This window comes from Streptomyces agglomeratus, assembly GCF_001746415.1.
Lineage (GTDB): Bacteria > Actinomycetota > Actinomycetes > Streptomycetales > Streptomycetaceae > Streptomyces > Streptomyces agglomeratus.
In genome coordinates this window covers 6436290-6460070 of record NZ_MEHJ01000001.1, presented here as the reverse complement: position 1 = coordinate 6460070, position 23781 = coordinate 6436290, and the positions used below count along the sequence as shown (strand labels likewise).

The 23781-nt window shown below is 72.4% G+C and carries 23 protein-coding genes and 6 tRNA genes; 9 read left to right on the top strand and 20 right to left on the bottom strand.

All coding sequences use genetic code 11. The features are described from left to right. Window position 1: 1 nt before the first annotated feature. Together AS594_RS28315 and AS594_RS28310 are read right to left on the bottom strand one after the other, a co-directional pair. Window positions 2-73 (bottom strand) — tRNA-Val (locus tag AS594_RS28315). Window positions 74-140: 67 nt separating this feature from the next. After that, window positions 141-596, bottom strand: coding sequence for a TIGR02611 family protein (locus AS594_RS28310; protein WP_069929664.1), 456 nt, complete (start codon window positions 594-596; stop codon window positions 141-143). 190 nt (window positions 597-786) lie between these two features. Between AS594_RS28310 and AS594_RS28305 the strand changes: the two genes are divergently transcribed. After that, a complete protein-coding gene (locus AS594_RS28305) occupies window positions 787-1200 on the top strand; it encodes an SsgA family sporulation/cell division regulator (RefSeq protein ID WP_003987206.1) in 414 nt (137 codons plus the stop codon). 191 nt (window positions 1201-1391) lie between these two features. After that, window positions 1392-1949 carry a CGNR zinc finger domain-containing protein gene (locus AS594_RS28300; protein WP_069929663.1) on the top strand — a complete coding sequence of 186 codons (558 nt, stop codon included), beginning with the start codon at window positions 1392-1394 and terminating at the stop codon, window positions 1947-1949. A gap of 52 nt (window positions 1950-2001) precedes the next feature. On the opposite strand, the gene AS594_RS44780 is transcribed toward AS594_RS28300, so the two are convergent. Together AS594_RS44780 and AS594_RS28295 are read right to left on the bottom strand one after the other, a co-directional pair. Continuing rightward, window positions 2002-2154, bottom strand: coding sequence for a hypothetical protein (locus tag AS594_RS44780; protein ID WP_167368049.1), 153 nt, complete (start codon window positions 2152-2154; stop codon window positions 2002-2004). A gap of 187 nt (window positions 2155-2341) precedes the next feature. After that, entirely contained in the window at window positions 2342-2830 is a 489-nt protein-coding gene (locus AS594_RS28295; RefSeq protein ID WP_420877853.1) for a hypothetical protein, read from the bottom strand. Between the two features lie 119 nt (window positions 2831-2949). Here AS594_RS28295 and AS594_RS28290 point away from each other — a divergent pair, with 119 nt between their 5' ends. Next, window positions 2950-3456, top strand: coding sequence for a DsbA family protein (locus tag AS594_RS28290; RefSeq protein ID WP_069929661.1), 507 nt, complete (start codon window positions 2950-2952; stop codon window positions 3454-3456). A gap of 18 nt (window positions 3457-3474) precedes the next feature. On the opposite strand, the gene AS594_RS28285 is transcribed toward AS594_RS28290, so the two are convergent. The 3 genes from AS594_RS28285 to AS594_RS28275 are packed head-to-tail and all read right to left on the bottom strand — an operon-like array spanning window position 3475 to window position 6249. Then, entirely contained in the window at window positions 3475-4314 is an 840-nt protein-coding gene (locus AS594_RS28285) for a GNAT family N-acetyltransferase (protein ID WP_069929660.1), read from the bottom strand. A 52-nt stretch (window positions 4315-4366) separates the two neighbouring features. Continuing rightward, window positions 4367-5188 (bottom strand): aminotransferase class IV, encoded by an 822-nt coding sequence (locus AS594_RS28280; protein WP_069929659.1) that lies wholly within the window; start codon window positions 5186-5188, stop codon window positions 4367-4369. Continuing rightward, a complete protein-coding gene (locus tag AS594_RS28275) occupies window positions 5185-6249 on the bottom strand; it encodes a chorismate-binding protein (protein WP_069929658.1) in 1065 nt (354 codons plus the stop codon). Before AS594_RS28275 ends, AS594_RS28280 begins: the two co-directional genes overlap by 4 nt. Before the next feature lie 144 nt (window positions 6250-6393). Between AS594_RS28275 and AS594_RS28270 the strand changes: the two genes are divergently transcribed. The 5 genes from AS594_RS28270 to AS594_RS28250 all read left to right on the top strand — a co-directional run bounded on the left by AS594_RS28270 (window position 6394) and on the right by AS594_RS28250 (window position 6877). After that, a tRNA-Gly gene (locus AS594_RS28270) sits at window positions 6394-6466 on the top strand. 40 nt (window positions 6467-6506) lie between these two features. After that, window positions 6507-6580: transfer RNA gene (locus AS594_RS28265), tRNA-Cys, on the top strand. 1 nt (window position 6581) lies between these two features. Then, a tRNA-Val gene (locus tag AS594_RS28260) sits at window positions 6582-6653 on the top strand. Window positions 6654-6692: 39 nt separating this feature from the next. Continuing rightward, window positions 6693-6764 (top strand) — tRNA-Val (locus AS594_RS28255). 38 nt (window positions 6765-6802) lie between these two features. Then, window positions 6803-6877 (top strand) — tRNA-Val (locus AS594_RS28250). Window positions 6878-6931: 54 nt separating this feature from the next. On the opposite strand, the gene AS594_RS28245 is transcribed toward AS594_RS28250, so the two are convergent. The 4 genes from AS594_RS28245 to AS594_RS28230 form a co-directional block, all read right to left on the bottom strand. After that, complete coding sequence (locus tag AS594_RS28245) at window positions 6932-7207, bottom strand: TFIIB-type zinc ribbon-containing protein (protein ID WP_069929657.1); 276 nt, start codon at window positions 7205-7207, stop codon at window positions 6932-6934. Window positions 7208-7275: 68 nt separating this feature from the next. Then, window positions 7276-8385, bottom strand: coding sequence for a phosphotransferase family protein (locus AS594_RS28240; RefSeq protein ID WP_240509098.1), 1110 nt, complete (start codon window positions 8383-8385; stop codon window positions 7276-7278). A 411-nt stretch (window positions 8386-8796) separates the two neighbouring features. After that, entirely contained in the window at window positions 8797-9003 is a 207-nt protein-coding gene (locus AS594_RS28235; protein WP_069929656.1) for a hypothetical protein, read from the bottom strand. A 235-nt stretch (window positions 9004-9238) separates the two neighbouring features. Beyond that, window positions 9239-9475 (bottom strand): hypothetical protein, encoded by a 237-nt coding sequence (locus AS594_RS28230; protein WP_069929655.1) that lies wholly within the window; start codon window positions 9473-9475, stop codon window positions 9239-9241. 231 nt (window positions 9476-9706) lie between these two features. Here AS594_RS28230 and AS594_RS28225 point away from each other — a divergent pair, with 231 nt between their 5' ends. Beyond that, window positions 9707-11002, top strand: a complete 1296-nt coding sequence (locus tag AS594_RS28225; RefSeq protein WP_069929654.1) for a serine/threonine-protein kinase — start codon at window positions 9707-9709, stop codon at window positions 11000-11002. A gap of 97 nt (window positions 11003-11099) precedes the next feature. Here the strand turns inward: AS594_RS28225 and AS594_RS28220 are convergent, their stop codons facing one another. The 9 genes from AS594_RS28220 to AS594_RS28180 all read right to left on the bottom strand — a co-directional run bounded on the left by AS594_RS28220 (window position 11100) and on the right by AS594_RS28180 (window position 23730). After that, on the bottom strand, window positions 11100-11918 hold the full coding sequence (locus AS594_RS28220) for a TrmH family RNA methyltransferase (RefSeq protein ID WP_069929653.1): 819 nt from the start codon (window positions 11916-11918) through the stop codon (window positions 11100-11102). A 121-nt stretch (window positions 11919-12039) separates the two neighbouring features. Then, window positions 12040-13290, bottom strand: a complete 1251-nt coding sequence (gene cobA, locus AS594_RS28215) for a uroporphyrinogen-III C-methyltransferase (RefSeq protein ID WP_069929652.1) — start codon at window positions 13288-13290, stop codon at window positions 12040-12042. Window positions 13291-13878: 588 nt separating this feature from the next. Further along, entirely contained in the window at window positions 13879-17361 is a 3483-nt protein-coding gene (cobT, locus tag AS594_RS28210; RefSeq protein WP_069929651.1) for a nicotinate-nucleotide--dimethylbenzimidazole phosphoribosyltransferase, read from the bottom strand. 362 nt (window positions 17362-17723) lie between these two features. Continuing rightward, entirely contained in the window at window positions 17724-19013 is a 1290-nt protein-coding gene (gene cbiE / locus AS594_RS28205) for a precorrin-6y C5,15-methyltransferase (decarboxylating) subunit CbiE (protein ID WP_069929650.1), read from the bottom strand. Window positions 19014-19199: 186 nt separating this feature from the next. Then, on the bottom strand, window positions 19200-19838 hold the full coding sequence (locus AS594_RS28200) for a GNAT family N-acetyltransferase (RefSeq protein ID WP_069930840.1): 639 nt from the start codon (window positions 19836-19838) through the stop codon (window positions 19200-19202). Between the two features lie 162 nt (window positions 19839-20000). Beyond that, window positions 20001-20864 (bottom strand): MetQ/NlpA family ABC transporter substrate-binding protein, encoded by an 864-nt coding sequence (locus tag AS594_RS28195; RefSeq protein ID WP_069929649.1) that lies wholly within the window; start codon window positions 20862-20864, stop codon window positions 20001-20003. Window positions 20865-20947: 83 nt separating this feature from the next. Further along, window positions 20948-21619, bottom strand: a complete 672-nt coding sequence (locus AS594_RS28190) for a methionine ABC transporter permease (protein ID WP_069929648.1) — start codon at window positions 21617-21619, stop codon at window positions 20948-20950. Next, complete coding sequence (locus tag AS594_RS28185; RefSeq protein WP_069932142.1) at window positions 21616-22686, bottom strand: methionine ABC transporter ATP-binding protein; 1071 nt, start codon at window positions 22684-22686, stop codon at window positions 21616-21618. The genes AS594_RS28190 and AS594_RS28185 overlap by 4 nt, the downstream gene beginning before the upstream one ends. Window positions 22687-23076: 390 nt before the next feature. Next, a complete protein-coding gene (locus tag AS594_RS28180) occupies window positions 23077-23730 on the bottom strand; it encodes an HAD family hydrolase (RefSeq protein WP_069929646.1) in 654 nt (217 codons plus the stop codon). Window positions 23731-23781: the final 51 nt, after the last annotated feature.

Below are 23781 nucleotides of genomic sequence, written 5' to 3'. Positions count from 1 at the left end.
GTGGGCGATACTGGGTTCGAACCAGTGACCTCTTCGGTGTGAACGAAGCGCTCTCCCACTGAGCTAATCGCCCCGGCGCTCCGCAAACATTACCCCATGTCAGCGGGCCGGCCGAACCGGTTTCAACCGGTCACCCGCGGTCACTCGTCAATGTTCCACGGCATCGCTATCCCGAACTTCCACACATAGATCCCCACCAGCACCGCGATGATCACCAGACCGACGGTCGTCAGAATGATGTTGCGCCGCCGGACCCTGGGATCGAGTGCCTTGCGGGCCGCCTCGGTGACTTTCCGTTTCGTCCAGCGCAGCACCAGCTGCGCCCAGACGAACTCGGTGGCCCAGATCGCCATGCCACCGAAGATCACCACCCAGCCCGGCCCCGGCAGCGGCAGCATGACCACGCCCGCCGCCACCACCGCCAGACCGATGACGAACACCCCGACCTGCCAGCTCAGGTGCAGTGTTCTGTGGCGCTTGATGATCTGCGGCGCCCGTGACCCCAGCTCTCGCTCGTCCCCGCTCACGCCCCCCGTGGCGGGCTCGGCGGCAGTCGGGCCGACGACTTCTTCCCGCTCGTTACTCTCCGCATTCATGAGGCCCAACCTACCGGAACCGCCCGCGCGGCCGGAATGCTCGTACTACCTCAAGTGTCACTCCGCCGTACGAGGTACCTGAAGAGCCACAAAAAGGTCAGAGGGGTTTACAACGACACCGTAGGTGGCATGTCGATTTCGCCGACGTGCGAATCCCCGAGCGCACACTGAGCGAAAGGCCCTGGCGCTTATGAACACCACGGTCAGCTGCGAGCTGCACCTGCGCCTCGTAGTGTCGAGCGAGTCATCACTGCCTGTACCCGCGGGCCTGCGGTATGACACGGCCGATCCCTACGCCGTGCATGCCACCTTCCACACCGGAGCCGAGGAAACCGTCGAGTGGGTGTTCGCCCGCGATCTCCTCGCCGAGGGCCTTCACCGGCCCACCGGTACCGGCGACGTCAGAGTCTGGCCGTCCCGTAGTCACGGCCAGGGCGTCGTGTGCATCGCCCTGAGCTCCCCGGAAGGAGAAGCCTTGCTCGAAGCCCCGGCGCGGGCCCTGGAATCGTTCCTGAAGCGGACGGACGCCGCGGTCCCACCGGGCACCGAGCACCGTCACTTCGACCTCGACACGGAACTCTCACACATCCTGGCCGAGAACTGAGCCAGGCCGAGAGCCACCCAGCGCCGTCCGACTCGGGGCGACGGCGAGGGGCGGACAACTGCATACGGCACACACCGGCGCCGTCTCCGCGGACTCCACCGCGGGGACGGCGCCGGTGCGCTCCGCGCACGAGCCGCTAAAGTCGTCCGGCATCTGCGGGCGCCCGCCCGCAGCAGGCCAGGGAGCGAATCGTGCTGATCCCCCACGACACCAGGCGCGCCCTCGACGTCGTCGTCGATCTCGTGAACACGGCGGCGGAGGGCGACCAGAACGACCGGCTCGCCGACATCGAGGCGCTGTACGGCTTTGTACGGCTCCACCACGTCAGCGACGTCGGAACGCTCACCGAGGCGGATCTGCGGGCCGTACGGGACGTACGAGGCCGCTTCGCGGACGCGTTCGCGGCGCCCGGCCCCCGCGCCTGCGCGGAGCTGATCAACCAGCTCGTGGCGGCGGCCGGCACCACGCCGCGCCTCACCGACCACGACGGCTTCGACTGGCACGTGCACTACTTCGCGCCCGGCGCCTCGGTCGCCGACCACCTCGCGGCGGACTGCGGGATGGCGCTGGCCTTCATCGTCGTCTCCGGCGAGCAGGAACGGCTGCGCCGCTGCGAGGCCCCGGACTGCCGGCGGGCCTTCGTCGACCTGTCGCGCAACCGCTCCCGCCGCTACTGCGACAGCCGCACCTGCGGCAACCGTCTGCATGTGGCGGCGTACCGGGCCCGGCGCAAGGAAGCCGCGGGCTGAGGCGCCGCGCGCGTCACGGCAGGAACCGCCGCGGACTGAGGCGCCGCGGGCGTCACAGCAGGAAGAGATCGTGCATCGCGGCCATCAGCAGCAGGAAGCCGATCACCCCGAGGAAGATCATCAGGGGTGGCTGGGAAAGCGCGAAGAGGCAACCGCGCGGTTCTTCGGTGGGTGCGGGGGCTTCGCCCCGGGACGTGTCCAGCATCTCGGGCCGATGATGACGCAGGCCGGCCCCCCGCCACGACCAACACACCCACCTGTGCGGTGAGTTCGCTGGATCTTGGCCATTCGTGATCTTGCGCTGATCACTTCGGCGCCCGAGTTGCCAGGTTTGCTTTCAAGTACCGGCCGGTGTCGTCGGCGCCCTGTGGCCCTGCAAGGACCACGCCGCTTCAGATGCCGTGCTTCTTCAGGATCGCTTCGATGTCGCTGAAGTCCTCCGCCTGCCCCTTGGCCGCCTTCGGCCCGGGCTCCTTGCGTCGCTCCGCCGCCGGGAGCGCCGCGCCCGTGGGTTGCGCGGCAGCCCCGGGCGCGACCGCTTCGCGCTGTGCGGCCCGCGCGGCCCGGCGCTCCTTGCGCGTACCGCCGCCGCGGCGCTCCACCGCCCTGGTCGTCATGAAGAGCAGCCAGGACAGACCGAGCAGGCCGAAGCCCAGCCACACCTCCGGCCTGAAGGCGATGCCCGAAAGCCACTCCACGACGCCGGTCATCACCAGGCCCACCGGTACCAGCGAGTAGGCGACGATGCGCGTCGCAGCCAGGAATCGCCTGCGGTACGCGGTGATCGCGGCGATGCCCAGGCCGGCCGCGGACGCCGCGGAACAGATCGTCTCTGCCAGCATCCGGTCCTCCAGCTCCAGGGGTGCACGTTTCCCCTCCATCCTGCACCGCCGGACGCCGCCCGGGCCACGCCCGCGTACGACGTCAGGGACATCTCCGGGGCGCCCTCCTCCCCCGGTCCCGGTTGGGGCGCGGCCCGCCGGGCTGGGAGACTGACCCCATGACCGACTCCTCTCCCGCGCGCCCCGTCGTCCTCGACGTCTGGTGCGACCTCCAGTGCCCCGACTGCCACGCCGCGCTGGACGACATCCGCGCCCTGTGCGAGCGCTACCGCGACCGGCTCGACGTACACCTGCGCCACTTCCCCCTCGAGAAGAACAAGCACGCCTACGCCGCCGCGCAGGCCGCCGAAGAGGCTGTCGACCAGGGCAAGGGCTGGCCGTACGTGGAGGCGGTCCTCGCCCGCACCGCGGAACTGGCGGCCGCGGGTGAGCCCCTCCTGCTGGAGGTGGCGGCGGAACTGGGCCTGGACGCCGAAGAGTTCGACACCGCCCTGATCGACGGCAGGCACCTCCTGATCGTCGACGCGGACCAGGCCGAGGGCAAGGCCATCGGCGTCACCGGCACGCCGACGTACGTCATCGACGGCGAGCGGTTCGACGGCGGCAAGAGCCAGGAGGGGCTGCGCGAGCGCATCGAGGAGATCGTCGACCGGCTGCTCGCCTGACCCGCGCGGTTCCCGGGATCAGAGCAGGTGTTTGTAGAGGTTGTACGAAACCGGCTCGTATCCCAGTGATTCGTACAGCCTGCGCGCCGGGGTGTTGTCCGCGTAGACGTTGAGTCCGATCCGCTCGGCCCCGGCCGCCATCGCCTCCCGTTCGGCGAGCAGCAGCAGCGCGCGCCCGAGTCCCTGGCCCCGGTACGCGCCGGCCACCTCGACGTCGAAGACGTACGCCCCGCTCGCGCCGGCATGCGGGTTCCGCAGTGCCAGCCAGAGCGTCCCCACCACCGCGCCGTCGCGGACGAGGACGCCCAGGTACGTGTCGGGGGTGGCGATTCCGTCGGCGAGAGCGGTCGCGTGGTCGGCGTCGGACTTGGCCCGCGCGGCGTCCTCGGAGTAGCCGCGCGCGGTGAGGGACTCGGCGTAACCCGCCTTGGTGTGGGGGAGCCAGGCGTCGAATTCGGCCGCGCTCATCGGCCGGCCCACCACGCCTGCGGGCAGCGCGGGCGGCCCGGCGGGCAGGGCCTTGGTCATGATGCGGCCGCGTTCGGTGTAGCCGAGACCGTCGGCCATGCGCCGCGCGGCCGCCGCCTCGGCCGGGACGGAGATCTCCACGCGGCGGCAGCCCCAGCCGCGCAGCACCTCCTCCGCCGCCAGCGCGGCGACCGTCGCCCGGCCGCGCCGCCGGTCGGCCTCGTTGATGCCCAGGGCGGCGATGCGGCCGACGCCGCCGCCGAACCGCACATCCGTGGACAGCTCGACCCTGCCGACGGGCCGGCTGTTCACACACACGTCGTAGGTACGCGATCTGGCGCCGTCGACGCCCTGCTGAAGCGGCGCTGTCGGCCGCAGAGTTGTGGTCATCAGGGGAGTTCTACCCTCCGGGCGGCCACCCGTCTCCCCCATTCCCGGCGCTTTACGGGTCCAGGTCCGACGCGGCCCGCTCGTCGAAGACGCGCATGGCCTTCGCGGTCACCGGGCCCGGCGCACCCGCCAGTTGGCGTCCGTCGATCCGGTGCACCGCCTGTACGTCGCGCAGCGTGGAGGTCAGGAAGACCTCGTCGGCCCGCTCCAGTACGTCCAGCGGCAGGTCGGCCTCCTCGGCGCCCGTCCACTCGGCGGCCAGGGCGCGCGTGATGCCGGCGAGGCAGCCGGACGAGACCGGCGGGGTCAGCAGCCGCCCGCCGACGACGACGAAGACGTTCGACCCCGTGCCCTCGCAGAGCTGCCCGACGGTGTTCGCGAACAGCGCCTCGGAGGCGCCGTGTTCGTGGGCGCGGGCCAGTGCGACGACGTTCTCGGCGTACGACGTCGTCTTGAGCCCGGTGAGCGCACCCCGCTCGTTGCGCGTCCAGGGCACGGTGATCACCGCCGTGCTGTCGGGCCGGCGGCTCGCCTCCCCCAGGGCCACGACCAGGGTCGGGCCGGTGTCGCCGCGCTCGGAGCCGAGCGGCGAGAGGCCGCCGGTGTACGTGATCCGCAGCCGGCCCAGGGCCATGGGATTGGCTTCCAGGACGGCGGCACAGGCCCGGCGCACCTCGTCGAGATCGGGCTCGGGCAGTCCGAGGCCACGCGCCGAGCGGGCGAGCCGCTCCAGGTGCCGGGTGAGGGCGAAGGTCCGTCCCGCGGTCGCCTTCACCGTCTCGAAGATGCCGTCGCCCACGGTCAGCCCGTGGTCGAGCACGGACACCCTGGCGGTCGCCGCATCGTGCAGCCCGCCGTCGACCCAAAGTTTCATGACGCGGTCCTTCCCGTCTCCCGGTACGTCCCCGACGCTACAGCGAGCAGTCTGGCTGCCTTCAGTTCGGTCTCCTCCCACTCGCGGTCGGGGTCGGAGCCCCAGGTGATGCCCGCGCCCGTACCGAACTTGAGAACCGGGCCGGCGGGGAGCGTGCGGTCGATCCAGAAGGTACGTATGCCCACGGCCAGCTCACCGGTGCCGCGGTCGGCGTCGACCCAGCCGATGCCGCCACAGTAGGGGCCGCGCGGGGAGGTCTCCAGCGCTCCGATGATCGTCAGGGCGCTGGACTTCGGCGCGCCCGTCACCGAACCCGGCGGGAACGTCGCGGCCAGCAGCGCCGCCCAGCCGGCCCGGGGCGCGAGCTCGGCGCGCACGGTGGAGACGAGGTGGACGAGGCCGGGGTGCGGTTCGACCACGCACAGCTCCGGCACGGTCACGGAGCCCGGGACGGCGACCCGTCCCAGGTCGTTGCGGACCAGGTCCACGATCATCACGTTCTCGGCGTGGTCCTTCTCCAGGAGATCGCCGGCCGTCCGCCCGGTGCCCTTGATCGGCCCCGACTCGACGGTCCGCCCGTCGCGCCGCAGGTAGAGCTCGGGGGACGCGGTGGCTATCTCGACGCCGTGCGCCGGCAGGCGGATCGTTCCTGCGTACGGCGCCGGATTGCCCCGGGCCAGCCGGGCGGTGAGCGCGTCGACGTCGGCGCGGGCGCCGGGCCGGTCCGGCAGCGGAGCGGTCAGTACGCGGCAGAGATTGGCCTGGTAGACCTCGCCGGCCGCGATGTGCTCACGGATACGGCGGACACCCGCCGTGTACGCGGCGCGGTCCATCGACGACGTCCAGTCACCGGCGGCGGGCCCGCGCCAGGCGCCGGGCACCGGTGCGGGCACCGGCTCGGAGCGTACGTCGCCGAAGCGGGCACACACCAGTCCGCCCTCGAAGTCCGCGGTGACGGCCCAGAAGCCGGCGGAGTCGAGTGCGGCGGGATCGCTGGTCACATCGCGCAGATCAGAGGCGACAAGGCCGCCGAAGCGGGCCAAAGGGGGAAGGTCGTGCACGGCCCCGAGTCTAGAGCGGACCGCCGTGACCTGCGCCGGGCCGGGCGCAGCGCAGCACGCTGCACAAACGCGTTTTTGTACTGGCCCCGGTATCCGCTAGAGTTCAACACGTCGCCGGGACACGGAAACGCTCCGGCAAGACAAGCGGACGTGGCTCAGTTGGTAGAGCATCACCTTGCCAAGGTGAGGGTCGCGAGTTCGAATCTCGTCGTCCGCTCGGTGTGGGGGATCTTCCCGAACCCCCGTATTGCACTCCTGGTGGAGTGGCCGAGAGGCGAGGCAACGGCCTGCAAAGCCGTCTACACGGGTTCAAATCCCGTCTCCACCTCCAAGGACGATTAGCTCAGCGGGAGAGCGCTTCCCTGACACGGAAGAGGTCACTGGTTCAATCCCAGTATCGTCCACTGGATCTCCGGCTGTACTTTGACCGGAGTGTCCGTCCCGCGCGATTAGCTCAGCGGGAGAGCGCTTCCCTGACACGGAAGAGGTCACTGGTTCAATCCCAGTATCGCGCACGCAGTTCGCAGTACCGCACGATCAACTGAACAACCCCGCGCGATTAGCTCAGCGGGAGAGCGCTTCCCTGACACGGAAGAGGTCACTGGTTCAATCCCAGTATCGCGCACCACCCAGCAAGCAGCCCCGGCCGTGATCCACGGCCGGGGCTGCTTCGTGTTCACGGTCAGGACGAGAAGAGCATCCGGCCGAAGCCCTTCTGGCGGTGGCCGCCGTGATGGCCGTGCTGCGGGGCACCCCAGGCGGGCGCCGGGGCGGCGGGGTACGCCTGCGGGGCCGGCGGCGGGGGCGGGGCCTGCTGGGTCCACTGCGACTCGAGGCGGGTCAGGGACTCCAGCTCGCCGTAGTCGAGAAATATCCCGCGGCAACCACTGCACTGCTCGATCTGGACACCATTGCGGTTGTACGTGTGCATGGGCGCGTGGCACTTGGGGCACTGCATGGTCGGGTCAACTCCTCGCCGTCGGTTCGGCATCGCCGGAAAGCATGCCCGGCGACGGTCCGTTCACCCTACGACGTGGCATCGGACTCCAACTCGGGCGGGAGAGAGGCGATACGGGCACAGGTCTCGGTCATCATCTCCTCCACCTCGTCGAGCGGCCGGTTCCCGGCGGCGGACTTGGCGAGCGCGAGGGCGGCGGTCTGGACGGTCAGGGCGCGGGCGGGGACGTCGAGTTGGGGCCACGGGTCGCCGTCGGGGGGTACGGCGGTGCCGCCGGCGGCCCGGTAGGCGCCGAGGAAGCGGTCCCAGATGTCCGGTGCGAGCAGGCCGGCGGCGTACCAGGCGGCGGGGCGGGCGAGGTCCCAGGCCGGGTCTCCGATGCCCATGTCGTCCACGTCGATCAGCAGCCAGCGTCCTTCGGCGGCGGCGCCGGTGCGGACGGCACGGGCGGCATCGGCATGGGCATCGGCCTCGGGTGGGTGGCGGACGAGCTGGCCGAGGTGGAGGTCGCCGTGGCAGAGGGCCGCGCGGCCGGGCGGCTGCGGGGCCTCGTCGCGGGCCCAGGCGGGCAGGCGGCCCCAGGCGCGGAGCACGGTGGCGGCGGCCGGGTGGTGCCCGGCGAGGGCCGCCCGCATGCGGGCGATCGCGCGGGCGGCCTTCGCGGGGCCACGCATGGGCGGAAGCGGGGCGGGGAGCCGGAGGGCACCTGGGGCGACGCCGTGCAGCCGGGCCAGGAGGGTCCCGGCTTCCTCCCAGGGGGCGGCCTCAGGCTCGGCGGGGTCGACGGGCGTTCCGTACGGCCACAGCGTGAGGGGGCGGCCGTGCAGCACGGTGCTGTGGGCGTCCCCCTTCGCGGCGGGTACGGGCAGGGGCGGCAGGAGGATGCCGGCCAGGAGGGGGTGCGCCGCTGCGGCGAGTCGTGCGGTGAGGGCCGCCGGGTCCGTATCGGGGGCATGGGACTTCGCGACGACGTCGCCGTGGCGCACGACCGTGCCGTCCGGCCTGTCGGCCAGGATGTCGGGCCTGGGGCAGGCGCAGGACGCCGGCGTCGCGCCGCGGGTACCGGGGTGGGTACTGCTGGGGTCGGTGCCGGTGCCGGTGCGGGTGCGAGGCGGCGCGGTGCGCGGCGCGACGTCGTGCGCGACCGCGCTCAGCGCTTGGGCGACGGATACGGTCACGGTGTCCCCCGGGATGCGGTGCGGCCGGTGTCGTACGGCGCCGTGGAGTGCTCGCGGCGCCCGCCCGGAGCCTACGGCTTCCCCGGCCGGCCCGTTCCCGCCGCCGGGGAGAGGGGAGGCTGTACGCCTGTGGGCCGTGCCGGCGAGGGTAAGGCGCGTGGGCGGGCCGGGAAATGCGCCGCCCCGAAGGGGGCCTGGCCTCCGCGACGGGAAACATGCTGCCCCGGGACAGGATCACGCTTGCGTCCGGTGCGGGAACACGCTTGCCCCCCGGGCCGGAAAAAGGCGTTGCCCGGACAGCTCCCCAGCTGTCCGGGCAAACGCAGTCGTCCGCCGCACCCCCGTCCCCACGGGGTTTTGATATGGCCGGATGTCCTGGCCCGGTCCGCTCTACCGGGCCGTGGGCGCCGCTCAGCGCCCGAGCATCACACCCACGGACGACGCCTGTGTGACCACTGCTTCCCAGCCTCCGAAGAGGACGACGAGCAGCACCGCGAGGGGAAGGACCATGGCAGTCGCCACCAGCGGGTGACGCGTGCCGGACTGACGGCCGCCGAACGAGGTGAATGCCCTGCGTCCCTGCGTACGGAACATCGTCCGTGATGCCGTGTCCGCCATGGTCCCTCTCCTGTCGTGGTTGGCAGCGGCGGGTGTCTGACCTCGGGGGACGAGTGCTCCACCCGCCGCTTGACCTCAACATTAGGGGCGCGTCACGACCGGGTCGTCATGCCCGCGTACTGATTGCCGGGCCTCCCGGAGGATGAGCGGACCCCCCGCGACGTACTCCCCAGGGTGGAGAGACGGCCCTGCCTCTTGGGGTCTTCCCGGAGGGGGCGCTCCCGCCGTCCGGGTCTCAGGCGTGTTCGGAGGTGTCCTCCCTCGGGACCGGCTGTTCGACCAGGGCGAGCACCCTGGTCGCCATGAAGCGCGCCGTGCGTACCACGGAGCCGCTGCGGGTGACTTCGCTCACTTCCACCACTCCCCTGCGGACCGCTGTTTCCACCCGCCGGCCTGCCCGGCCGGCCACCACCTCGTACGTACGGGTCGTGTCTCCCGCGTCGACCACTATCTCCACGCGATCGCCCTTCATTGATCCAATCCCCCTTCTGCGACGGATCATTGAGATCTCGCACGGGCCGGGGACGGCGGATCGGCCGCCCCCTGACCACTCTTCAAGTTTCCCACCCGGCACTGACAATCGATCGATTCGTGAGGGCGCGGCCTATGAGCACACCGGGCCGCAGGTACGTAAGCTGTGCGACGTCGAACGGACCGGTCAGCAGCGGGGTGGGGGAGGCCCCACCAGAGGTAGGGGACGGACATGGCGATGATGCGGCTCCGGCGCGAGGACCCGCGTGTCGTCGGCTCGTTCAGGCTTCACCGGCGGCTCGGGGCGGGCGGCATGGGGGTCGTCTATCTCGGCTCGGACCGGCGCGGCCAGCGCGTCGCCCTGAAGGTGATCCGGCCGGACCTGGCGGAGGATCAGGAGTTCCGGTCCCGTTTCGCCCGCGAGGTGTCCGCCGCGCGGCGGATCCGCGGTGGCTGTACGGCCCGGCTGGTTGCGGCCGATCTGGAGGCCGACCGGCCCTGGTTCGCGACCCAGTACGTACCGGGGCCCTCTCTGCACGACAAGGTCGCCGAGGAGGGGCCGCTGATCGCCGCCGAGGTGGCCTCGATCGGCGCGGCGCTGTCGGAGGGACTCGTGGCGGTGCACGAGGCCGGCGTCGTCCACCGTGACGTCAAGCCGTCGAACATCCTGCTGTCGCCCAAGGGCCCCCGGATCATCGACTTCGGCATCGCCTGGGCGACGGGGGCGAGCACCCTCACACATGTCGGTACGGCGGTGGGCTCCCCGGGCTTCCTCGCCCCCGAGCAGGTGCGCGGCGCGGCGGTCACGCCGGCCACGGACGTCTTCGCGCTGGGGGCCACGCTGGCGTACGCCGCGACCGCCGACTCGCCCTTCGGGCACGGCAGTTCCGAGGTCATGCTGTACCGCGTGGTGCACGAGGAGCCGCAGCTGTACGGAGTGCCGGACGCCCTCGCGCCGCTGGTGCGCGCCTGCCTCGCCAAGGACCCGGAGGAGCGTCCCAGCACGCTTCAGCTCTCGATGCGGCTCAAGGAGATCGCGGCCCGGGAGGCCCAGGGCATCGGTGACGCCCGGCCGCCCGCCCCCCGCGTCGATCACGATCGCCCCACCGGGCGGCTGTCGGAGCGGTACGCCGATCAGGACACCGAGCGGGGGCGCACCGCGGGTACGCCCGCTCCCCGCGCGCACGCGCCGCGCGCCTCGACTCCGCGCACGGGATCACGCCCCTCGACCGGGCGCGGTACGACACGTTCCGGCGGCCGTACGAACGGGCGTCCGGGAACGCGGCCGGGGACCAGGACGACCTCGGCCGGACGGCGCCCGGCGAACCCGCGGCTGCTGCGCCAGCGCCTCGTCGTCTTCGTCGTGGTGACGCTTCTGGTCGCACTGGGGATCGCGGCGGCGCAGGGGTGCCAGGGCCCGGCCAGGAGTCTGGGCCTAACGCTCGAAGGGCAGCGTCCGGGGGCTCGGGAGCTCCCGGGGGTGCCCCTCATGCCGCGAGGGACCGGCGCAGGCGCCCTGACGCCGTGAGGGGCCGGCGGCGGCTGCCGGGCGGGCCGGGAGACACCCCGGCCGGGCTCCCGGTTCGCCGGCCGGGCCTGGACGCGCGGTTCGCACGCCGGGCCGGTCAGGTCTGCGGGCGGCCCGTCGCCACGGCGTAGAAGGCGACCGCGGCCGCCGCGCCGACGTTCAGCGAGTCGACGCCGTGCGCCATCGGGATACGGACCCACTCGTCGGCGGCCACGAGCGCCTGCCTGGACAGACCGTCGCCCTCCGCCCCGAGCATCAGCGCGACCCGGTCGAGGCGGTGCGGGGCCGCGTCGTCGATCACCGAAGCCTTCTCGTCGGGCGTGAGGGCGAGGAGCTTGAAGCCCGCCTCCCGTACCTTCTCCAGGTCCTTGGGCCACGACTCCAGGCGGGCGTACGGCACCGAGAAGACCGCGCCCATGGAGACCTTGACCGACCTGCGGTAGAGCGGGTCGGCGCTGTCCGGGGAGAGCAGCACGGCGTCCATGCCGAGCGCGGCGGCGCTGCGGAAGATCGCGCCGATGTTGGTGTGGTCGTTGACCGCCTCCATGACGACGACCCGGCGGGCGGTCGCCAGCAGCTCCTCGGCGGTCGGGAGCGGTCTGCGCTGCATCGACGCGAGGGCGCCGCGGTGCACGTGGTACCCGGTGACGCGTTCGGCGAGGTCCGGGCTCACGGCGTACACCGGGGCCGGGACCTCGTCGATCACGTCACGCATGACGTCGACCCACTTCGCGGAGAGCAGCATCGACCGCATGTCGTAACCGGCGTGCCGGGCGCGCCTGATGACCTTCTCGCCCTCGGCGATGAAGAGGCCCTCGACGGGCTCGCGCTTGCGTCTCAGTTCGACGTCGGTCAGGCCCGTGTAGTCCTTCAGGCGCGGGTCGTCGGGGTCGTCGATGGTGATGAGCTCGGCCACAGGGTGATACTGCCTTGTCGTGGGTGCGGTGCCAACGGGTGGGGCGGGGTGGGGTTACCGAAGGTTACGCCCTCCCCCGCCCGCTTGCTGTGCTCTTGCCTGCGCTTGCTTGCGCTTGCGTTTACGCCCGCTGCTCCGGGCCTACCGTGACCACGTCGCCGATGACGATGACGGCCGGCGGACGTACGTCCTCGGTCCTGGCCCTCTCCGCGACGGTCGCCAGCGTCGCGTCCACGCGGCGCTGGGCGGCCATCGTGCCCTCCTGGATGATCGCCACGGGGGTCTCGGGCGAGCGGCCGTACGTCGTCAGGGCGTCGGCGATCGCGCCGATCCGCTCGACGGCCATGAGGAGTACGAGCGTGCCGCGCAGGCCCGCGACCGCCTTCCAGTCGACGAGGGAGCGCGGGTCCTCGGGGGCGACGTGGCCACTGATGACGGTGAACTCGTGCGCGACGCCCCGGTGGGTGACGGGGATTCCGGCCGCGCCGGGGACGCTGATGGAGCTGGAGATGCCGGGGACCACGGTGCACGGGATGCCGGCCTCGGCGAGCGCCTGGGCCTCCTCCATGCCACGGCCGAAGACGAACGGGTCGCCGCCCTTGAGACGTACGACGGCCTTGCCGGCCTTCGCGTGCTCGATGAGCGCGTTGTTGATGGCCTCCTGGGCCATGAAGCGGCCGTACGGGATCTTCGCGGCGTCGATCACCTCGACGTGCGGCGGGAGTTCGTCGAGCAGGTCGCGCGGGCCGAGGCGGTCCGCGATCACGACGTCAGCCTCGGCGAGCAGGCGGCGGCCGCGGACCGTGATCAGGTCCGGGTCGCCGGGGCCGCCGCCGACGAGGGCTACGCCGGCGGTGCGGGTGCGGTGGTGGGGGGCGACGAGCGTGCCGTCGCGCAGGCCCTCGACGATGGCGTCGCGCACGGCGGCGGTCCGGCGGGGGTCGGGGCCACCGCTGGTGAGGACGGCCACGGTCACACCCTCGGAGCGGCCCGTGGCGGGGGTCCAGGCGGTGGCCGCCTCGGCGTCGTCCGAGCGGACGCACCAGGTGCGGGTGCGTTCGGCCTCGGCGGAGGCGGCGGCGTTGGCGGCCGTGTCCGTGGACGCGATCAGCGCGTACCAGGCTTCGGCCAGGTCCCCTTCGGCGTACGGGCGGCGCTCCCAGCGGATCTCGCCCGCTTCGGCCATCGCCTCCACGGAGGGCGTCGCGGACGGCGACACGAGGACGATGTCCGCGCCGGTCGCGATGAGCGCCGGGAGGCGGCGCTGGGCGACCTGGCCGCCGCCGATGACGACTACGCGCCGCCCGGCGAGGCGGAGTCCGACGGGGTAGGCGGGGTACGGGTCGCCTGCGGCGGCGTGCGGCGCTGTCATGGCGTGCGGCTCCTCGGGACGGGGAGGTGGGTGCGGCTTGCGGCTCTGCCGCTGTGCGGCGTGGGGGCCTTGCGCCGCTGCGACGGTGAAGCGGCTGGTGGGGCGGGGTTCGGCGCCCTGGCGAATACCTTACGGGCCGGGGGCTTCGGGGTCACCGGCGGACGGGGGCGGGGCAGGTCACTTCCGGGGCGCGGCTGCGGGGGGCCGGGGGCGAGTGGGGCGGGGCGCGGGCCGCTGGGACCGGGAGCGGTGGGGCGGGGCGGAGGCTGCGGGGACCGGGAGGCGGTGGGGCGGGGCGGGGGCTGCGGGGCCTCGGCTCGCGGACGGGGTCGGTGCCGCGTCGGGGCGTCTCCTCGGGTGCCGAACGTTCGGGCACCGGGATCGTTGGGGGCGTGTTGCGTTCGACACCCTGCGGGGAGCGCCCCGACACGTCCCCTCCCGGCACCGTGGGAAGGGCCTGCCCCGGGCGCGGGCTGCGATCGGCACCCCGGGCACTAGTTGCTCTCACCCGGCAGGGGCGGTGGCGGGGGCAGGCATTGGCGTGCCCCCCACTGCGGAGCGTGAGGGGCACGGCCGGGCTGCGTGCGGTTACTTCTCCGTGACTCCTGCCGAGTCGAACGTCGCCACCTCGTGCATCGCACGCGCCGCGCTCTGGACCACCGGCAGCGCCAGCAGCGCGCCCGTGCCCTCGCCGAGGCGCAGGTCCAGGTCGACCAGGGGGCGCAGGCCCAGCTTGTTGAGGGCGGCCACGTGACCCGGTTCGGCGCTGCGGTGGCCGGCGATGCAGGCCGCGAGCGACTCGGGGGCGATCGCCCGGGCGACCAGGGCCGCCGCTCCCGCGCTCACGCCGTCCAGGATCACCGGCGTACGCAGAGACGCTCCGCCGAGCAGGAAGCCGACCAGCGCCGCGTGCTCCAGGCCGCCGACCGCCGCCAGGACGCCGATCGGGTCCGCCGGGTCCGGGTGGTGGAGCTCCAGGGCGCGGCGTACGACGTCGACCTTGCGGGCGTGCATCTCGTCGTTGATGCCCGTACCACGGCCGGTGATCTCGGCCGGGTCCTGGCCCGTGTAGACCGCGATCAGTGCCGCCGAGACCGTGGTGTTGGCGATGCCCATCTCACCGGTGATCAGGGCCTTGTTGCCCGCTGCCACCAGGTCGCGCGCCGTCTCGATGCCCACCTCGATCGCGGCGAGCACCTCCTCGTGGGTGAGCGCCTGACCGGTGGTGAAGTCCGCCGTCCCCGCGCGCACCTTGCGGGGCAACAGGCCGGGGGTGGCGGGGAGTTCACCGGCGACGCCGACGTCCACCACGCAGACCTCCGCACCCACCTGGCTCGCGAAGGCGTTGCAGACCGCGCCGCCGCCCAGGATGTTGGCGACCATCTGGGAGGTCACTTCCTGCGGCCAGGCGGTGACTCCCTGGGCGTGCACTCCGTGGTCTCCGGCGAAGATCGCGACGGCCGCGGGCTCCGGGATCGGCGGCGGGCACATCCGGGACAGGCCGCTGAGCTGCGCCGAGATGATCTCCAGCATGCCCAGCGCGCCGGCCGGCTTGGTCATGCGCTTCTGGCGCTCCCATGCCTCGCCGAGCGCCTTGGCGTCCAGCGGGCGGATGGTGGAGACCGTCTCCTGGAGAAGGTCGTGCGGCTCCTCGCCGGGCAGCGCGCGACGGCCGTACGTCTCCTCGTGGACGACCCAGGAGAGCGGGCGGCGCTTGGACCAGCCCGCCTGCATCAGCTCGGGCTCCTCCGGGAACTCGTCGACGTATCCGACACAGAGGTAGGCGACTACCTCCAGGTGCTCGGGCAGGCCCAGGGCGCGGACCATCTCCCGCTCGTCGAAGAAGCTGACCCAGCCGACACCGAGCCCTTCGGCGCGGGCCGCGAGCCACAGGTTCTCGACCGCGAGGGCGGAGGAGTACGGCGCCATCTGCGGCTGGGTGTGGCGGCCCAGGGTGTGGCGGCCGCCGCGGGTCGGGTCGGCGGTGACGACGATGTTCACCGGTGTGTCGAGGATGGCCTCGATCTTCAGTTCCTTGAACTGCTTGGCCCGGCCCTTGGGCAGCGACTTGGCGTACGCGTCGCGCTGGCGGACGGCCAGTTCGTGCATCGTACGGCGGGTCTCGGCGGAGCGGATGACCACGAAGTCCCAGGGCTGGGAGTGGCCGACGCTCGGCGCGGTGTGCGCTGCTTCGAGTACGCGGAGCAGTACCTCGTGCGGGATGGGGTCGCTGCGGAAGCCGTTGCGGATGTCGCGGCGCTCGCGCATGACCCGCAGAACCGCTTCACGCTCGGCGTCGTCGTAGCCGGGTGCGGGAGCGGATTCGGGGACGACGGCTGCGGGCCCGGGTTCGGCGACCACCGGTGCGGGGCCGGCGTCCGGGACGACAGGTGCGGGTTCGGCGTCGGGGACGACCGGTGCGGGTTCGGGCGCGGTGGCCGCTGCCGGGGGCTCGGGAATCGCTTCGGGCTCGGGGGCCGCTTCCGGCTCGGCGGGGGCGGCTTCCTGCTCCTGCTGCTGTACGGGGCGTTCCGCGGCGGGGCCGCCGTCGCGCGGGGCGGGCACAAGCACGGGGGCCGGGGCCGCGGGCTCGGTTTCGGGCTCCGCGAGCTGCTCCGGTACGGGAGCGGGCTCCGGGAGTGCCTCCTCCGGCGTCAGCTGCGCCTCGCCGGACGCGGCGGCCGGTTCGGCTGCCGGCCGCTCGGCCACGGGCGCGACGGGCTCGGCCGCCGGCAGAGGGGCCTCGGCGGATTCCGGCGCGGCCTCGGCCGGCGGCGCGGGCACGGCCTCGGCTTCCGGTACGGGCTGGGGCTCCGGCTCGGGCACCTCGGCGACGACGGGCGGCTCGGTCACCGGCTCGGGCGCGGGCTCGGCGGCCGGCGCTTCGGCCGGCGTGGGAGCGAGCTGCGGCTCGGTCGGGAGGGACCCCGCGACCGGGACGAACTCGCCGACGGGGTGGGGCTCCTGCGACGGCACCGGGTGCTGCTCCTGCTGCTGCGGTTCGGGTTCCGGCTCGGGAGCGACCGGCTCGGGCGCCACCGGCTCGGCGGCGGCCACCGGCTCGGGCTCGGCCGGAACACTGACGGCCTCTTCCGCGACGGGGGCGGCCACGGGCTCGGGCGCGGGCACCTGCTCGGGAACCGGCTCAGCCGTGGGCTCGGGCTGAACCTGCGCCGGTGGTACCGGAGTCTCAGCCTCCGGAACGACCGTTTCTGCAGGGTTCCCCTGAGGCGCCTGGGCCTCCTGCGGCTGAGGCCAAGGCGTAGCAGCCTGTGACGGGATCGTGCCGAGCTGCGGTCCGGGCAGCGCGGCCGCCTGGTCGCTCGGCATGTCGAGGTACTCCAGACCGGTCACCGGCGGTGCCGGCTGCCGTACCGGGGCAGGGTTCCGGGGCATCGCCGCGGCGCCGGGGGCGGCGGCCGCGGGCCCGCGGTCGGCCAGCGAGCGCACGACGCCTCCGGTGGCCTCGGGCATCGGAGGACCGAGATGCAGCGGGCGGCGCGCGGGAGCGGGCGTCTGGGCCACCGCGGGCGCCGGCTGCGGCGTACGTACGGCGCTGAGGTCGACGGAACCGGAGTCGCGGCCACCGGTCTCGTGCGCGCCCGGCTCGCCCATCTCGGGCTGCGGCTGGAACTGCGGCTGCGGCTGAGCGGCCTGAACCTGCCCGGCCCCCGACGGCGCGCTCTGCGCCTCCGGGGCGGCGGCCGGCTGCGGCTCGGCGGCTTCGGCCGCCGGGGAAGCCGGCGCCGCCTGGTACTCGGGCTGCGCCTGCGGCAGCGCCTGCGACACCTCGGCCGCCTGCGCGACCGGCTCGGCCTGCGGCGCCCCGGCAGCGTGCATGGCGTGCTGGGGCTGCGGTACCTGCTGTATCTGCGGCTGCGGAGCCGACACGACCTGCGGGTCGCTCCAGGCTCCCTGCGCGCCCGGCATCAGCAGGAGGTCGTCGTCCTCGGCTGCGTTCTCGGAGGGTTCGGTGAAGGTGTACGCGTCCGGAGCGGCGATGCCCGGCTGCGCCACCATGCCCGCGTCCTCCGGCAATCCCTCGCCCGGGACCCGGCCGGTGTCAGTCATGCGTACCCCTCGCCCATCGCTTGTGCTCCTTCGGCCCCTTCGCCCGGGACGTCCGCTCGCGGCATGTACCGGTACCCGCTCAACAAGAACGAGCGTCCCTGCCCGGCGGCACGAAAACCCCCACGGACACCATGCATTCTCGCGGCCGTTCGCCGCCAGGGCGGGAAGTCCCGCCACGGCCCGCTGTGGGCTGCGCCACGTTGCGCGCCCCCCGGCTGCGCCGTACCACATAGAGCGCCAAAACGGGCCCCTTTTCCGGACATTGGCGAACGAAGTGCCGAACGCCCGGCTGCGGTACAACGATCGGCCAGCCTACCCCGCGCCTCCCGGCGGGATCATCATGGGGCGCTGTCGGGCTGCTCTCACCGGGATGCTTCGCGCCGCTCCTGGACACCGGAGAGCAGGAAGACCACCGAGCGGTCGCGTTCCGACCAGGCCGTCGTGTCGAGTTCGACGGACTGGAGCAGCGCGCATTCGACGGTGTAGCCGCCTGCGGCGAGCGCCCGGCCGATGGCCTCCGCCTCGTCGCGGGTGGACGCGTGCGTCACGATGCGCTCGGGCCTGCGGTCGGCGCAGGCGGACACGACGGCCACTCCCCCGCCCCCGATGCGTACGACATCGGGTTCGGGCAGGTCCTCCAGGGCGTACGGTGCCCGCCCGTTCACGACCTGGAGCTGTACGCCGAAACGCCGCGCGGCGGCTGTCGCACGGCCGCAGGCGTCCGGGTCGGCGTCGACGGCGATGACCGCCGCGCCGAACCTCGCCGCCTCGACGGCGAGCGCCCCGCTGCCCGAGCCGATGTCCCAGACGAGGTCGCCGGTACGGGGACCGAGCCGGGCCAGCTGGGCTGCCCGCAGGCCGGCGTACTCGCCCTCCCGCGTGTCCCCGGGCCGCTCGTCCGGTCCGTCGCCGTCGCCGTACTCCGCGGCGGGCAGCGCCCAGCCCCGTACGGCCGGCGGGTAGCCGGGGTCATGGCCGCTGATCCAGCCGCCGCCGGGGCCGCCGGGGCCGGCGGGGCCTCCCAGGCCGACGGCGGAGACGGGGCCCGCGCTCCCTCCGATGACGATGACGACGTTGGGGTCGCGCCAGGTGTGGTCGGCGGCCTTGTCGGACGTCAGGACGGTGACCTGTTCGCGGGCCGTGCCCAGCTCCTCGCAGATGACGAAGGTGCGGTGGACTCCTTCGAGCAGCAGGGCGAGTTCGGCGGGCCCGGCGCCCGGTGACGTCAGCACGGCGACCTTGGTGTGCGCGCGGCACACATTGACGGCGCGGCGCAGTGTGCGGCTGTGGGCGACGACGACCTGGGCGTCGTCCCACGGCATTCCGGCCCGGGCGAAGGCGGTGGCCACCGGGGAGACGGCGGGCACCACTTCGACCTCCAGGCCGTGCTGGGGTGCGCGCAGGGTGCGTACGACGCCGAAGAAGCCGGGGTCTCCGTCGGCGAGCACGACGGCCGTGCCCCGGTGGCCCGCGATGCGGCGGGCGGCGAGGTCGACGCTGCCGAGGCGGATGCGCTCGGCGCCCGGCGGCACTTCGGGGAGCGCGAGGTGGTGCGCGGCGCCCGCGACGAGCGTGGCGGCCCCGAGGGCGGACCTGGCCGCGGCGGTGAGCGGCGATCCGTCCCAGCCGATCACCGTGACCCGGTCGGCCATCCTTGTCAGTCTCCTGGGGTTGTCGCTGGTGAGTACGGGGCGCTGGTGGTACGGGCGGTTCTGCGGCGGCCCGGGCGACGGCGCGAGCAGGGTGAGCGTATCCGGTACAGACCAGGACGGCCCCCGGCGGGCATGCGGTTCCGAGTCCGCTCGGGACCGGTTCCGGTGGCTTCGTGTCCGTTCCGGTCAGTTCCAGTCGTTGTACGCGCCGTAGCCGCCCGCGTCGGCCATCCGGTCGGCCACACCTTCGAGATCCTCGGGCAGCAGGCTCCATACGATCAAGTCCGTACGGATGTCGGTCCACCCGCCGTCCTCCGTCTGGGTCCGCGCTATCCAGGCGTTGCGCAGGACGCCTTCGCTGATGCAGCCGATCTTCTGCGCGACCTGCTGGGAGGCGGTGTTGTCGGCGGCGGTGCGCAGTTCCAGGCGCTCGAACCGCTGGTCGCGGAAGATCCACTGGGCGACGGCGAGCACCGCCTCGGTGGCGTAGCCCTCGCCGCGCGCCCACGGGGCCGTCACATAGGCGACCTCGGTGGCGCGGGTGCGCCAGTCGGTGTGCTGGAGGTGGACGGTCCCGACGAGCCGCTGGGTGAGGAATTCCGTGACGGCGAGGGCGATTCCGCGCCCCTGGGTACGTTCCGCAGGAGCGATCCTGCGGACCCAGCGCTCGGCGTCGAGCGTGGTGTACGGGTAGGGCGCGGAGGTCCAGGCGGTGACCATCTCGTCACTCATCATCTCGGTGAGCGCCGGGATGTCCGATTCGTCGAAGGGGCGCAGCACCAGCCGGTCCGTGCTGATGGAGATGTCCGGGAAGGTGGTAGTCATGCGCAGCTCCATGCCGTGGACCGTCGTGAGGGACGTAAAGGCACAGCATGCAGCATCGTCCCCGTCGTGCGCATGACCGGGTGGCGGCGCCCCGGGAACGCGAAGGCCCCGCGCGGCCGCGTGCGGCCGGCGGGGCCCTGGCTCACAAGGACCGTACGGGCGTCAGGACTTGACGGCGCCGAAGGCCGGCACGATCGAGCCGGCGTACTTGTCCTCGATGAACTTCTTGACCTCGTCGGAGTTCAGGAGCTCGGCGAGCTTCTCGACGCGCGCGTCCTTCTCGTTGCCCTTCTTGACCGCGAGGAAGTTGGCGTACGGGTTGCCCTCGGCCTTCTCGATGGCCAGGGAGTCCTGCGCGGGCTCGAGGTCGGCCTCGATGGCGTAGTTCCCGTTGATGACCGCGGCGTCGACGTCGTTCAGGGCGCGGGGCAGCGTCGCCGCCTCCAGCTCCTTGAACTCCAGGCCCTTCCTGTCCTTGATGTCGGACAGCTTGGCGTCCTGGCCCGCGCCGTCCTTCAGCGTGATGAGGCCGTTGTCCGCGAGCAGCTTGAGGGCGCGGCCCTCGTTGGTGGTGTCGTTGGGCACCGCGACCGTCTGGCCGGGCTTGATGTCCTTGATGTCCTTGGCCTTCTTGGAGTAGAGGGCCAGCGGCTCCAGGTGGACATCGGCGACGGGCACGATGGTCGTGCCCTTCTTCTTGTTGAAGTCGTCGAGGTACGGCTTGTGCTGGAAGAAGTTGGCGTCGACCTCGCCGCTCTGGGTGGCGGTGTTCGGCAGGACGTAGTCCGTGAACTCCTTGACCTCGAGCTTCAGGCCGGCCTTCGCCGCCAGGTTGTCCTTGACGTAGTTCAGTATGTCGGCGTGCGGCGTCGGGGACGCGGCGACGACGAGCGCCTTCGACGGGTCGGCCTTGCCGCCGGACTCGGTCTTGGCGCCCGGGTCGGAGGCCGTGCCGCAGGCGGTGAGGCCGAGGGCGAGGGCGGCGGAGGCGGCGGCAGCCGCGGTGATCTTGATGTTCTTACGCACGAAAAGTGCCTCTTTCTGGGTGTTGCGGTGGTGTCGCCCGGACAAGGAGTGCGGGCTTGCTTGGGACAGGAGGTTCCGGGCGGCTACGACGCGGTGCGTCCGCGGCGCGTCAGGAGCCGGGTGGCGCCGTCGCCGATGAGCTGTACGACGGTCACGAGCGCGATCAGGATGACCACGGTGACCAGCATGAACTCGGTCTCGAAGCGCTGGTATCCGTATGTGACGGCCTTGCTGCCGAGGCCCTCGCCGCCGACCGCGCCCGCCATCGCCGAGTAGCCGACGAGCACGATGACGGTGGTGGTGATCCCGGAGATCAGCGACGGCAGGGACTGCGGGAGCAGCACCTTGAAGACGACGGTCGGTACGCCGCCGCCCATGGCCTGGACCGCCTCGACGAGGCCGTGGTCGACCTCCCGGATCGCGGTCTCGACGAGCCGGGCGAAGAAGGGGATGGCGCCGATGGCGAGCGGCACGATCATCGCGCTGGGGCCGATGAACGTACCCACCACCAGCGTCGTGAAGGGGATGAGGGCGATCAGCAGGATGATGAACGGCAGGGAGCGGCCGATGTTCACGATCACGCCGATGACCTTGTTGACCGCCACGTTCTGGAGCAGTCCGCCCTTGTCCGTGAGGACGAGCAGGATGCCGAGCGGCAGGCCGCCGATGACCGAGACGACGGTGGACCACAGCACCATGTAGAGGGTGTCGACGGTTCCCTGCGTCAACAGCGGCTGCATCTCCGACCAGTTCACTTGGCACCTTCCTTGACCAGGGCGGGGGCGGCGGCCTGCGCCGGTACGTTCGCGGGTTCGTCGGGTGCTTCCACGGCCTCGACCTGGAGCCCCTGCTCGCGCAGGAATCCGACGGGGACGACGTTCTCCTCGTACCGTCCGGGCAGCTCGATGCGCATCCGGCCGATCTGCCTGCCGCCGACGGTGTCCATCGCGGCCCCGAGGATCGAGATGTCGATGTTGTACGTACGGGAGAGCTGGGAGATCACCGGCTGCGTCGCGGCCTCGCCGTGGAAGGTGACGTCGATGACGGTGCGGCCGGGGCCCGATGCCTGGCCGCCCACCGGGAAGAGTTCCTGCGCCAGTTCGGATCCGGGCGTCGCCAGGAGCTCGCTCACCGTGCCGGACTCGACGATGCGGCCCTTCTTCATCAGCGCGGCCGAGTCGCAGATCGTCTTGACGACGTCCATCTCGTGCGTGATGAGCAGGACGGTCAGGCCGAGCTGCCGGTTGAGGTCGCGCAGCAGCTGGAGGATCGAGCGGGTGGTCTCGGGGTCGAGCGCCGAGGTGGCCTCGTCGGAGAGCAGCACCTTGGGGTCGCCGGCCAGCGCGCGGGCGATGCCGACGCGCTGCTTCTGGCCGCCGGAGAGCTGGGCCGGGTAGGACTTCGCCTTGTCGGCGAGGCCGACGAGGTCGAGCAGTTCCAGCGCCTTGCGGGAGCGTTCCTGCCCGGACACGCCGAGGATTTCGAGCGGCAGCTCGATGTTGTCCTTCACGGTGCGCGAGGAGAGGAGGTTGAAGTGCTGGAAGACCATGCCGATGCGGCTGCGCGCCTGGCGCAGCTCCTTGCCGGCGCGCCGGCCGCGGCCGGCGAGTGCGGTGAGGTCCTGGCCGTCGACGGTCACCGTGCCGGCGGTGGGGCGCTCCAGCAGGTTGACGCAGCGGATCAGGGAGGACTTCCCGGCGCCGCTCTGACCGATGACTCCGTACACCTCGCCCTCTCGGACGTGCAGGTCGACGCCGTCCAGGGCGGTGACTTCGCGGCCACGCGAGGGATAGACCTTGGTGAGGCCCGTAGTGGTGATCACAGGGTTTCCGTCACTGTCGAGTGCGCGGCGAAGTGTCCGCCGGGCACGGGGCATTCGTCTTGTGGACGTGGCACGGCTGGGTCGGTGGGTACCGGAGGCAACGCGTGCGCGGGGCAGGCGGGCCCGGTCCTTCGAGTACGTACGCGCTCGGGTGGACTCGGGGCGCGGCTGTCGGGTCTCGCTTCGGGGCGCGAGGCTCAGGCAGGGGCCCTCAGAAGGCGCACATTCGACACATACAACGAGCACCGGGCGTCATCGTCGCCTCGGTCGCAAGGGTGCGGCTGCTCGTCGTGGTCATGCGATGAGTAAACCAGACGTGCGTACGCGTCGATCCATCGTGTCCGAATAGCGGACACTTCCGTCTCGCCACCGGAGACGTGCGGCGCGGTGTCAGTCCGCGACGAAGATCTCCACGCCGCTGTCCGTGGCCTGCGCCGACACGGCCGAGAGATCGTTCACGACGATGTCCGCGACCAGCTCGGAGCGGTCGTGGGTTGTGGCCAACGCCACGGTCGTCATGCCCGCCGCGCGGCCGGCCTGGAGCCCTGCGGGAGCGTCCTCGAACACCACGCACCGCGCCGGGTCGACCCCCAGCCTGCGGGCCGCGAGCAGGTAGGGCTCCGGGTCGGGCTTGCCGCGCGTGATGTCGTCCGCGGCGATCATCGCCTTGGGGCGGATGCCGGCCTCGGCCAGGCGCGCCTCGGCGAGCCTGCGGGTGGCGGAGGTGACGACGGCCCAGCGGTCGGCGGGCAGGCTCGCGAGGAGCGCGGCGGTGCCGGGGAGCAGCACCACTGCGCCGGCGCTGGTCACGTCCTCGACCTCCAGCTGTTCGATACGGGCGACCGCCGCCGGCACCACGTCCGCGGGCAGCAGGTCCGCGGCGATCTCGGCGGCGGGGCGGCCGTGCAGTTCCACGGCCGCGAATTCCTCCGCCGATATGCCGTACTCCCCCGCCCAGCGGGTCCAGCAGCGGATCACCGACTCCAGGGAGGACAGGAGCGTTCCGTCGTTGTCGAACAGGAGGGCTTCGGCGTGGATCTTCATGGGCGTCGACCCTACGCCCACCCGTTGTCGCGGACGTAAACGGTCGTAATA

Coding starts and splice junctions, on each gene's coding strand:
- AS594_RS28310 (WP_069929664.1), bottom strand. CDS start 596: ATGAATGCGGAGAGTAACGAGCGGGAAGAAGTCGTCGGCCCGACTGCC.
- AS594_RS28305 (WP_003987206.1), top strand. CDS start 787: ATGAACACCACGGTCAGCTGCGAGCTGCACCTGCGCCTCGTAGTGTCG.
- AS594_RS44780 (WP_167368049.1), bottom strand. CDS start 2,154: ATGCTGGACACGTCCCGGGGCGAAGCCCCCGCACCCACCGAAGAACCG.
- AS594_RS28295 (WP_420877853.1), bottom strand. CDS start 2,830: ATGGAGGGGAAACGTGCACCCCTGGAGCTGGAGGACCGGATGCTGGCA.
- AS594_RS28290 (WP_069929661.1), top strand. CDS start 2,950: ATGACCGACTCCTCTCCCGCGCGCCCCGTCGTCCTCGACGTCTGGTGC.
- AS594_RS28285 (WP_069929660.1), bottom strand. CDS start 4,314: ATGACCACAACTCTGCGGCCGACAGCGCCGCTTCAGCAGGGCGTCGAC.
- AS594_RS28280 (WP_069929659.1), bottom strand. CDS start 5,188: ATGAAACTTTGGGTCGACGGCGGGCTGCACGATGCGGCGACCGCCAGG.
- AS594_RS28245 (WP_069929657.1), bottom strand. CDS start 7,207: ATGCAGTGCCCCAAGTGCCACGCGCCCATGCACACGTACAACCGCAAT.
- AS594_RS28235 (WP_069929656.1), bottom strand. CDS start 9,003: ATGGCGGACACGGCATCACGGACGATGTTCCGTACGCAGGGACGCAGG.
- AS594_RS28230 (WP_069929655.1), bottom strand. CDS start 9,475: ATGAAGGGCGATCGCGTGGAGATAGTGGTCGACGCGGGAGACACGACC.
- AS594_RS28225 (WP_069929654.1), top strand. CDS start 9,707: ATGGCGATGATGCGGCTCCGGCGCGAGGACCCGCGTGTCGTCGGCTCG.
- cobA (WP_069929652.1), bottom strand. CDS start 13,290: ATGACAGCGCCGCACGCCGCCGCAGGCGACCCGTACCCCGCCTACCCC.
- cobT (WP_069929651.1), bottom strand. CDS start 17,361: ATGACTGACACCGGCCGGGTCCCGGGCGAGGGATTGCCGGAGGACGCG.
- cbiE (WP_069929650.1), bottom strand. CDS start 19,013: ATGGCCGACCGGGTCACGGTGATCGGCTGGGACGGATCGCCGCTCACC.
- AS594_RS28200 (WP_069930840.1), bottom strand. CDS start 19,838: ATGACTACCACCTTCCCGGACATCTCCATCAGCACGGACCGGCTGGTG.
- AS594_RS28180 (WP_069929646.1), bottom strand. CDS start 23,730: ATGAAGATCCACGCCGAAGCCCTCCTGTTCGACAACGACGGAACGCTC.